We start from the raw sequence: 10,392 nt of genomic DNA on the forward strand, positions 1-10,392 counted from the left end.
GATTTGCGCAACTCAAGTACTTGCGACCGAACACACAGCTCCCAGACTTCCCCCGATCCCCTGTGGGAGCCGTCGAGCCCCAGCGAGGCCGTGATAGCGGTAGATCAGGCAACCTCTTTATCGACAGTGCCGCCGTCTTCGCAGCCTCGCTAAAGCTCGACAGTTCCCACACTCGATTTGCGCAATTCAAGTACTTGCGACCGAGCACACAACTCCCAGACTTCCCCCGACCCCCTGTGGGAGCCGTCGAGCCCCAGCGAGGCCGCGATAGCGGTTTATCAGGCAACCTCTTTATCGACAGTGCCGCCGCCTTCGCAGCCTCGCTAAAGCTCGACAGCTCCTACATTCGATTTGAGCAACCCAAGTACTTGCGACCGAGCACACAACTCCCAGACTTCCCCCGACCCCCTGTGGGAGCCGTCGAGCCCCAGCGAGGCCGCGATAGCGGTGTGTCAGGCAACCTCTTTATCGACAGTGCCGCCGTCTTCGCAGCCTCGCTGAAGCTCGACAGCTCCCACATTCGATTTGCGCAAGCCGAGTGCTTGCGATCAAACACACAACCGCCGGCCCCCTCCCGAAACTTGTGGGAGCTGTCGAGCCTCGGCGAGGCTGCGATAGCGGTGTGTCAGGCAACCTCTTTATCGACTGTGCCGCCGCCTTCGCAGGCTCGCCAAGGCCCGACAGCTCCCACATTCACGGCAATGTGCTTGTCAGCAGGCTTTCAGCCTTCTCGGTGACAATCTCCAGCAGCGCATTCAAGGCGGGCGATGGCTCGCTGCCCTTCAGGGTCAACGCATACAAGGTCACCACAATCGGCGGTGACAATGGGCACGCATCCAGCCCGGCTTCCCGTGCTCCGCTGGCGGTGAACGGGTCGACAATCGCCAGGCCTTCCCCGGCTTCTACCATGCTGCGCATCATCTGATACGTCTGCACCCGCGTTTGCACCACCGGCAGCGGGCGCAGGGCTTGCAGCTTGCTGTCCAGCAGGCGGCTCAGCGGGTCCTGGCCTTCAAGGCCGATCATCGACTGCCCGGCCAGTTCCTGTAGCGCAATGTACTTCTGCCGAGGCTTCAGCCAGCCATGGGGCGCGAGCAATTGCAACTTGCCGTGGGCCAGCGGTTGGCTGTGGATTTGCGGATGGTCCGGGTCGTGCAGGCTCAGGCCGAGGTCGGCTTCGTGCAGCAGCAGGCTTTTGACGATATCCCGGGTGGAATGGCTGGAGAGGTTGCACGGCGTGTCTTGGAAACGTCGGCGCAGCACGGCGATCGCCTGGGGCAGCAGTTGATTGGCCAGCGGCGGGGTGCACAGTGCGCGCAAGGGCGGGGCATGATGGTGCTTAAGGCTGCTGGCCAGGCGTTGCACCGGCTCAAGGGCTGCATAGAGGTGGGCGATTTCGGCCTGCAGCTCAAGGGTTTCCCGGGTGGCCTGCAAGCGTCCGCGCACACTGGCGAACAGCATGAAGCCCAACTGCAGCTCGGCATCCTTGAGGGTTGCGTCCACATCGGCCACGGGCAGTTGCAACCATTCGGCGGCGGTGCCGAGGTGTCCGGTCTGTAAAATCGCTTGAATGACTTCGATATGACGTAAACGCATGGCCGGAGTCTATGTTCAGCGCGACGTGGATTCAATGGCTCAGGCCCGGGCGTGGAAAAAAGACCCGCCACGGCAGCGCCCCAACTAGACTTGCACGATCAAGTCCCTTGGCGCCTGCAACCAGCAGGTCATACAAAGGGCGTATCAACCAGAGGATCCACGGGGGAGCCTTATCGATGCTCGGTAAAACAGACACGCGCGGGTTTTCGTTGTGGGACCTGCTGGTGGTGGTGCTGGTGGTCGGTGTGTTGGCGGTTGCGGTGGGGCCGCGGATCTTCGGCGACGTGACTCAGTCGGAAATCGCCACGGCCAAGGTCCAGTTGAAAGAGCTGGGCAAGGCAGTCGAGCGTTTTCATCAAGATGTAGGGCGTTATCCTACCGACGACGAGGGTCTGGCGGTGTTGACGGTTCAGCCAGCGGGAGAAGGGAAGTGGCGGGGACCCTATCTCAAGGATCAGGACATGCTGACGGACCCTTGGGGCGTGGCCTATCAGTACCACTATCCTCCCAGCCAGGCCAAAACCAACTTTGATCTGTTCTCGTTCGGCAAGGACCGGACACTGGGAGGCGTCGGCGATAATGTTGATATCGCCTATGGGGAATAAAGTCTTATGAAGCGTGGATCGTGGCGGATTCGCGGGTGATGATAGTGCCCGACTGAATCAGCCTGAACTCATCGCCATCCAGTTTTTCTACGCGGTCGCCAATGGCCAGCTTGTAGGTGGTGGTGGGCGCCGAGCCAGCCAGGCCGTCGAGGGGCGGGTTGGATTCCTGGAACTCATGCACCGAATAAACGCGACCTTCCGCGTCTCTGGCATGGAACTGTCCGACAAGTACTGCTGCCATCTGTTTAGAACCTCTGGAGATAAACACTCGATTTGCGGTTCTGTAGACCGTAGGAGAGCGGGGTAGTTTACCTATTGAAAAAAAATACTATTCGTTGACTTTTTCAGACATTACTTACAAATCCATCTGCGGTGTAAACGTCCCTGGGGATTGCAAAAACGCGCTGGTGATAGCGTCGCGCAGGCTCTATAACTACAAACTCCTTAAGTCAGAAATCGGGAAACCCCAATGAGCAAGGTCTACACGATTGCCGTACTGGTCGGCAGCTTGAGAAAAGAGTCGATCAACCGCAAGGTCGCCCTGGCACTGGCCGAGTTGGCGCCCGCCAACCTCAAGTTGAACATTGTCGAAATTGGCGATTTGCCGCTCTACAACGAGGACATCGACGGTGCTGCACCGCCGGCAGCCTACAGTACTTTCCGTCAACACGTGCGTTCATCCGACGCGGTGCTGTTTGTGACCCCCGAATACAACCGCTCCGTGCCGGGTGTATTGAAGAATGCGATTGACGTTGGTTCGCGCCCTTATGGCCAAAGTGTCTTCAGCGGCAAGCCGGGTGCGGTGATCAGTGTGTCTCCCGGAGCCATCGGCGGTTTTGGGGCCAATCACCATTTGCGCCAGTCGCTGGTGTTTCTCGATGTGCCGTGCATGCAGCAGCCGGAAGCCTACCTGGGCGGTGCGGGCAGCGTGTTCGATGAGTCGGGCAAGGTCTCGGAAAAGACCAAGCCGTTCTTGCAGGCGTTTATCGACGCCTATGGCAAGTGGGTGGAAAAACAGCACGGTTGATCAGTCGTGCGAAAAAAGACCCCGCTATTTAAGCGGGGTCTTTTTTGTCTGCGGTCGGCCGCGTGGTCGGCGACTACGGTGCGATTAACGCAGCCAGTTGGTTTTCGCCAACTCGATCACCTCATCACCGCGTCCGCTCATCACCGCCTTGAGCATGTACAGGCTGAAGCCCTTGGCCTGCTCCAGCTTGATGCTCGGTGGCATCACCAGTTCCTGGGTGGCGGTGACCACGTCCACCAGCACCGGGCCGTCGTGGGCCAGGGCGCGGCGCAGGGCCGGTTCCAGGTCTTCGGACTGCTCTACGCGAATACCGAGGATGCCCATGGCGTTGGACATGGCGGCAAAGTCCGGGTTTTTCAGCTCGGTGCCGGTATCCAGGTAGCCCGCCGCTTTCATCTCCATGGCGACGAAGCCCAAAGAAGAGTTGTTGAACACCACCAGCTTCACCGGCAGGTTCAGCTGCGCCAGGCTGATGAAATCACCCATCAGCATGGTGAACCCACCGTCGCCGGACATCGAAATCACCTGGCGCCCGGGAAACGCGGCTTGCGCCCCGATGGCCTGGGGCATGGCGTTGGCCATCGAGCCATGGTTGAACGAGCCGATCAACCGGCGCTTGCCGTTCATTTTCAAGTAACGCGCCGCCCAGACTGTCGGCGAGCCAACGTCGGCGGTGAAGATTGCGTCGTCGTCCGCCAGTTCGCTGAGCAGGCGCGCAACGTATTGCGGGTGAATTGGCCGGCCGGCCTTTGACGGTTCCGCCAGGTCATCCAACCCTTGGCGGGCTTTTTCATAATGCTTGAGCGAGGTTTCGAGGAAGCTGCGGTCCGTCTTGCGGGTCAGGCGCGGCAGCAGCGCCTGGATGGTCTCGCTGACGTCAGCTGCAATGCCCAGGTCCAGCGTGGCACGCCGGCCCAGTGCCTGTGGGTTGCGGTCGACCTGGATAATTTTTGCGTCGGTCGGGTAGAACTGGCGATACGGGAAGTCGGTGCCGAGCATGATCAGCGTGTCGCAGTTGAGCATGGCGTGGTAGCCGGAGCTGAAGCCGATCAGGCCGGTCATGCCGACGTCGAACGGGTTGTCCCACTCCACATGTTCCTTGCCGCGCAGGGCATGCACCACGGGCGCGCCGAGGGCGTCGGCCAGGGCCACCACCTCATCGTGGGCGCCGGCACAGCCGCTGCCACACAGCAGGGTGACTTTGCCGCTGTGTTCGAGGATGTCGGTGAGGCGTTGCAGGTCCTGTTCCGCCGGCAACGTGCGCGGTGCCAGCAAGGCCGGCCACGGTTTGAATTTATCTTCTACTTCCAACAGTGACACATCCCCTGGAATCACCACCACCGCTACGCCGCGGTTGAGGATCGCCGAGCGCATGGCACGGTGCAGCACGTGAGGCATCTGCTCGGGGTTGGTCACCAGCTCGATAAAGTGGCTGCACTCCTTGAACAGCTCCTGGGGATGGGTCTCCTGGAAGTAGTTCAGGCCGATCTCGGAGGAGGGGATCTGTGCGGCAATGGCCAGCACCGGCACGTGGTTGCGATGGCAATCGAACAGGCCATTGATCAAGTGCAGGTTGCCGGGGCCGCAGCTGCCGGCGCATACGGTCAGCTCGCCGGTGGCGGCGGCTTCGGCACCGGCGGCAAACGCGGCCACTTCTTCGTGGCGCACATGCATCCACTCGATGCTGTCCATGGTGCGCAGGGAGTCGGTCAGGCCGTTGAGGCTGTCGCCGGTCAGGCCCCAGATGCGCTTGATGCCCGCCTGTTCAAGGGTGGTCGCCAATTGCTGGGCCAGGGTGATTTTCGCCATGAAGAACTCCAATCGTCAGTGAGGGTAAAAAGCTGCTGATCAGTTAAGGACAGTTCCATGGCGCTGAATGCTCCCCGCTCAATGTGAAGAATTGGTCATCGCGGCGCGATATTGCCGAGTGCGGCGGGCGATAAACAGTTGGTCTTTTATCAACGCCAGCAGCGGCGTCACCCCGGGTTTCGGCTGGCGGCCACGGCTCAGGCGGCGAAGCTGATAGCGCACCACTGCCATGCTCGCCAGGCTGGCCAGGGGTTTGCGCTTCCAGCGGATCGGCGGCAATTGCGGGTTGAGATCGCGGCCGGCGCGCCATTGCTTGATCAGGTGCGGCTCCAGGGTCAGCGCGGTGGCGATCCCGGCCATGGCGATGCCGCTGTCCAGGACTTGCTGCACGATCGGCAAGCGCCGGATGCCGCCGGTGACCATCACCGGCATGTTGGCGACTTTCGCCAAGTCGCTGGCCATCTCGATGAAATAGGCTTCGCGGGCCAGGGTGCGTCCGTCGCGAGCCTCGCCTTGCATGGCCGGGGCTTCGTAGCTGCCGCCGGACAGTTCCAGCAGGTCGATGGCCAGCGGGTTGAGCAGATCGACCACGGCATGGGCGTCGGCGGCGTCGAAGCCACCGCGCTGGAAGTCGGCGGAATTGAGTTTCACCGCCACGCAGAAATCCGCGCTCACGGCGGCGCGCACGGCCTTGATCACTTCCAGCAACAGCCGAGCGCGGTTCTCCACGCCGCCGCCCCAGCGGTCTGTGCGCTGGTTGCTCAAGGGCGAGAGAAACTGGCTGAGCAGGTAGCCGTGGGCCGCGTGAATCTGCGCGCCGCTGAAGCCGGCCTTTTCGGCGAGACGCGCGCTGGTGGCGAAGCGCGTGATGACGTCCTGGATATCGTCCTCGGTCATGGCTTTGGGTTGGGCGAACATCTTCGAAAAGCCGCCGAGATCGAGGGCCACCGCCGAAGGTGCCAGGGCCTGCTGGCCGAGGTTGGCCATGGTCTGACGGCCCGGGTGGTTGAGCTGCACCCAGAACTGCGCGCCCTTGGCCCGGCCAATCGCGGCCCATTGGCGAAACTTGTCCAGGTGACGTTCGTCTTCCAGCACCACGCCGCCGGGCCCGGTCATGGCGTGGCGGTCGATCATCACGTTGCCGGTCAGGATAAGGCCGGGCTCGCCGTCGACCCAGGCTTGATACAAGCGCATCAGGGCCTCGGAAGGCGCCTGGTTCGCATCCGCCATGTTCTCTTCCATCGCCGCCTTGGCGATGCGGTTACTGATGAGCTGGCCGTTGGGCAATTGCAACGCTTCAAAGGGCGACATGCTTGACTCCTCACATTGGGAGCGCTCAGGCTAAGCTTAAAGGTCACTTTAAGGTCAATGGGGTTGGCGATGAATATTGGTGAACTGGCGGAACGCAGCGGCTTGGCAGCCTCGAAGATTCGTTTTTACGAAGCCCAGGGGCTGATCCAGGTCGAGCGACAAGGTAATGGCTATCGCCGTTATCCCATGCAGACGTTGCAGACGCTGCAATTGATCCAGGGCGCTCAGCGCGCCGGTTTCAGCTTGCAGGAGTTGAAGGCGCTGATGCCCGACGATTCGCCGAGCGAGGCGAAACGCGCCGATATCGTCTTGAGGCTTGAGCGCAGGATTGCGCAGATAGAAGAGCTTCAAGCCCGAATGGACCAGAGCAAGGCCGAGTTACGCGCGGTGATCGCCACGATCCAGGCACACCCGGAAGGCACGCCGTGCACCCAGGCGCAGGACAAGGTCTGGGCCTCAATCGAGGCGCATAAAAAAACGCCGCGCATCTGACGATACGCGGCGTTCGTTTACAGCAACAAAACCTTAGGCTTGAACCACAGGGATGTTGGCGCTTGCAGCAATTTCACGGAACTCGGCGATCTGGTCAAAACTCAGGTAGCGATACACGTCGCTGGCCATGGTGTTGATCTTCGCGGCGTATTCCATGTACTCCTCGACGGTCGGCAGGCGACCCAGGATGGAAGCCACCGACGCCAGCTCGGCCGAAGCCAGGTAGACGTTTGCGCCGTCACCCAGACGGTTCGGGAAGTTACGGGTCGACGTCGACACAACGGTCGAGTTCGGCTCTACACGTGCCTGGTTACCCATGCACAGCGAGCAGCCCGGCATTTCCATGCGCGCGCCAGCCTTGCCGTAGATGCCGTAGTAGCCTTCTTCGGTCAGTTGGTGAGCGTCCATCTTGGTCGGCGGCGACAGCCACAGACGGGTTGGCAGCTGACCCTTGACCTGATCCAGCAGTTTACCGGCAGCGCGGAAGTGACCGATGTTGGTCATGCACGAACCGATGAACACTTCGTCGATCTTCTCGCCAGCAACGCTGGACAGCAGACGGGCGTCGTCCGGATCGTTTGGCGCGCAGAGCACAGGCTCCTTGATGTCGGCCAGGTCGATCTCGATGATTTCAGCGTATTCGGCGTCAGCATCGGCAACCATCAGCTCAGGGTTGGCAACCCAGGCTTCCATCGCTTGGGCACGACGTTCCAGGGTGCGCGCATCGCCGTAGCCTTCACCGATCATCCAGCGCAGCAGGGTGATGTTGGAGTTCAGGTACTCGGTGATGGATTCTTTCGACAGCTTGATGGTGCAACCGGCAGCCGAACGTTCAGCCGAGGCGTCGGACAGCTCGAAGGCTTGTTCGATGCTCAGGTTATCCAGGCCTTCGATTTCCAGGATGCGGCCGGAGAAGGCGTTCTTCTTGCCTTTCTTCTCTACGGTCAGCAGGCCAGCCTGGATCGCGTAGTAAGGAATGGCGTGAACCAGGTCACGCAGGGTGATACCAGGCTGCATTTCACCTTTGAAACGCACCAGGATCGATTCCGGCATGTCCAGCGGCATGACGCCGGTGGCTGCGGCGAACGCTACCAGGCCGGAACCGGCCGGGAACGAAATGCCCATCGGGAAACGGGTGTGGGAGTCACCACCGGTACCGACGGTGTCCGGCAGCAGCATGCGGTTCAGCCAGCTGTGGATGATGCCGTCGCCCGGACGCAGCGATACGCCGCCACGGGTCATGATGAAGTCAGGCAGGGTGTGGTGGGTGGTCACGTCGATCGGCTTTGGATAGGCCGCGGTATGGCAGAACGACTGCATTACCAGATCGGTGGAGAAGCCCAGGCACGCCAGGTCTTTCAGTTCGTCACGGGTCATGGGACCGGTGGTGTCCTGGGAGCCGACGGTGGTCATCTTCGGTTCGCAGTAGGTGCCTGGACGAACGCCAGCCACGCCGCAGGCCTTGCCGACCATTTTCTGCGCCAGGGTGTAGCCCTTGTCGCTTTCAGCCGGGGCTTCCGGCAGCTTGAACAGGGTCGAAGGTGGCAGACCCAGTTCGGCACGTGCCTTTTCGGTCAGGCCACGGCCGATGATCAGCGGGATACGACCGCCGGCACGGACTTCATCCAACAGGACCGGGGTCTTCATTTCGAAGGTGGTCAGGACTTCATCGCTGTTGTGCTTGGTGACTTTGCCAGCATGGGGGTACAGGTCGATCACGTCGCCCATGTTCATGTTGGTAACGTCGAACTCGATTGGCAGTGCGCCGGCATCTTCCATGGTGTTGTAGAAGATTGGAGCGATCTTGCTGCCGAAGCAGAAGCCGCCAGCGCGCTTGTTCGGCACGTAAGGCACGTCGTCGCCGAAGAACCACAGTACCGAGTTGGTGGCCGATTTACGCGACGAACCGGTACCGACCACGTCACCGACGTAGGCGATCGGGAAGCCCTGGCCGCGCATTTCTTCGATCTGCTTCATCGGGCCGGTCTTGCCTTGCTCATCCGGCACGATGCCTTCACGGGCCATTTTCAGCATGGCCAGGGCGTGCAGCGGGATGTCAGGACGGGACCAGGCGTCCGGGGCAGGGGACAGGTCGTCGGTGTTGGTTTCGCCGGTGACCTTGAACACGCGCAGGCTGATCTTGTCGGCCAGGGTCGGGCGGTTCTTGAACCACTCGCCGTCGGCCCAGGACTGGATCACGGCTTTGGCGTGTTCGTTGCCGTTCCTGGCTTTTTCCGCGACGTCGTGGAAAGCATCGAACATCAGCAGGGTGTGCTTGAGTTGGGCGGCAGCGACGGGGGCCAGGGTGGCGTCGTCCAGCAGCTCGACCAGGGTCACGATGTTGTAGCCGCCTTGCATGGTGCCGAGCAGTTCAACAGCGCGTTTCTTGTCGATCAGGGGAGAAGTGGCTTCGCCCTTGGCCAGGGCAGACAGGAAACCGGCCTTGACGTAGGCAGCTTCGTCAACGCCTGGTGGGATGCGGTTGGTGATCAGGTCAACGAGGAATTCTTCTTCGCCAGCCGGGGGATTTTTCAGCAGCTCGACCAGGCCTGCGGTTTGTTCGGCGTTAAGCGGCTGGGGAACGATACCCAGGGCTGCACGCTCTTCGATATGTTTGCGGTAGGCTTCAAGCACAGTTATTACCCTCATCAGTGGTCCCACGGGACGCTCATCCAGAAATGCACGGCACGCATGCGCTCAGGGGCTTTTTGGGCCGTAGAGCCAGCGCTGCCGGCAATCCTCACAGAAGCTGCTTTCAAAGTTTTACGCCTGCAGAACGGAGCTGATGAGGGTTGGCGCTGGCTATTTACCGGGTAAATAACCATCGCCAACACCGTTCTTTAGGAACGACTGTGCTCGTGACGCTTTGAAAACAGCTTCCAACGGATTATTGGCGCCTTACAAGGCCGGATGATTCTACGGCAAAAAAATTCTAAACGTAAGTTGCCGCGCCAAGTTTGCAGGGTGATCAACCTTAGACAAAGGGCTAACATGTGCAACTGTTTCGCTGATTTGTGCGTTGTCGACCATGTCTAACCAAACCATCAAGACCCCCTGCGTAGGCCTGTGCTCCACGGTTTACGGCGATCTTGTGTGCCGGGGGTGCAAGCGGTTTCACCATGAGGTGATTCAGTGGAACGGGTATAACGAGGAAGAAAAGCGTGCGGTCTGGCTGCGGCTGGAGCAGTTGTTGGTGCAGGTGATGGCCGGGAAGCTTGAGGTGTTTGACCCGAAAATGCTGCGGGGGCAGCTGGAGCAGCGCAAGATTCGATTTGTACCGCATCAGTCGGAGTACTGCTGGGCCTATCAGTTGATTGCCCGGGGGGCGCGGGTGATCAGCAATCTGGAGGCTTACGGGATGGTTTTGATGCCGGAGTTTCGGGAGTGGGGGTTGCCTGAGTTGCGGGATGCGATTGATCGGGAGTTTTTTATTTTGTCCGAGGCGCATTATCAGCGGTATATCGCTCCGGGGTTTCTCAGGGATGCGTTTGGGGGGTGATTGAGTACATATCCGTTTTTGGGTAACGGCCGCTTATGGTTCCGCTCTTACAG

9 protein-coding genes are annotated in these 10,392 nt (G+C 60.6%); 4 read left to right on the forward strand and 5 right to left on the reverse strand.

The window, feature by feature from the left end; translation table 11 throughout:
• Positions 1 to 693: 693 nt before the first annotated feature.
• Positions 694 to 1,596, reverse strand: coding sequence for a LysR substrate-binding domain-containing protein (locus HX807_RS24775; protein WP_087693738.1), 903 nt, complete (start codon positions 1,594 to 1,596; stop codon positions 694 to 696).
• Positions 1,597 to 1,772: 176 nt separating this feature from the next.
• On the opposite strand from HX807_RS24775, the gene gspG reads away from it, so the two are divergent.
• Entirely contained in the window at positions 1,773 to 2,201 is a 429-nt protein-coding gene (gene gspG, locus HX807_RS24780) for a type II secretion system major pseudopilin GspG (protein WP_008431333.1), read from the forward strand.
• 4 nt (positions 2,202 to 2,205) lie between these two features.
• Here gspG and HX807_RS24785 read toward each other — a convergent pair whose 3' ends face one another.
• Entirely contained in the window at positions 2,206 to 2,442 is a 237-nt protein-coding gene (locus HX807_RS24785; RefSeq protein ID WP_003209248.1) for a hypothetical protein, read from the reverse strand.
• A 228-nt stretch (positions 2,443 to 2,670) separates the two neighbouring features.
• On the opposite strand from HX807_RS24785, the gene HX807_RS24790 reads away from it, so the two are divergent.
• Complete coding sequence (locus tag HX807_RS24790; RefSeq protein ID WP_008431334.1) at positions 2,671 to 3,228, forward strand: NADPH-dependent FMN reductase; 558 nt, start codon at positions 2,671 to 2,673, stop codon at positions 3,226 to 3,228.
• 84 nt (positions 3,229 to 3,312) lie between these two features.
• Here HX807_RS24790 and poxB read toward each other — a convergent pair whose 3' ends face one another.
• Together poxB and HX807_RS24800 are read right to left on the reverse strand one after the other, a co-directional pair.
• Positions 3,313 to 5,037 (reverse strand): ubiquinone-dependent pyruvate dehydrogenase, encoded by a 1,725-nt coding sequence (poxB, locus tag HX807_RS24795; RefSeq protein WP_008431335.1) that lies wholly within the window; start codon positions 5,035 to 5,037, stop codon positions 3,313 to 3,315.
• A gap of 78 nt (positions 5,038 to 5,115) precedes the next feature.
• Complete coding sequence (locus HX807_RS24800) at positions 5,116 to 6,348, reverse strand: NADH:flavin oxidoreductase/NADH oxidase family protein (RefSeq protein ID WP_177051398.1); 1,233 nt, start codon at positions 6,346 to 6,348, stop codon at positions 5,116 to 5,118.
• A gap of 69 nt (positions 6,349 to 6,417) precedes the next feature.
• Between HX807_RS24800 and HX807_RS24805 the strand changes: the two genes are divergently transcribed.
• Positions 6,418 to 6,840: a MerR family transcriptional regulator gene (locus HX807_RS24805; RefSeq protein WP_008431339.1), complete on the forward strand. Its 423-nt coding sequence runs from the start codon at positions 6,418 to 6,420 to the stop codon at positions 6,838 to 6,840.
• 33 nt (positions 6,841 to 6,873) lie between these two features.
• Here the strand turns inward: HX807_RS24805 and acnB are convergent, their stop codons facing one another.
• Positions 6,874 to 9,474: a bifunctional aconitate hydratase 2/2-methylisocitrate dehydratase gene (gene acnB / locus HX807_RS24810; protein WP_003209239.1), complete on the reverse strand. Its 2,601-nt coding sequence runs from the start codon at positions 9,472 to 9,474 to the stop codon at positions 6,874 to 6,876.
• 394 nt (positions 9,475 to 9,868) lie between these two features.
• Between acnB and HX807_RS24815 the strand changes: the two genes are divergently transcribed.
• Positions 9,869 to 10,339: a DUF1289 domain-containing protein gene (locus tag HX807_RS24815; protein WP_003209237.1), complete on the forward strand. Its 471-nt coding sequence runs from the start codon at positions 9,869 to 9,871 to the stop codon at positions 10,337 to 10,339.
• Positions 10,340 to 10,392: the final 53 nt, after the last annotated feature.

Origin of the sequence: Pseudomonas sp. D8002, assembly GCF_013385695.1 — a bacterium.
Classification (GTDB): Bacteria; Pseudomonadota; Gammaproteobacteria; order Pseudomonadales; family Pseudomonadaceae; genus Aquipseudomonas.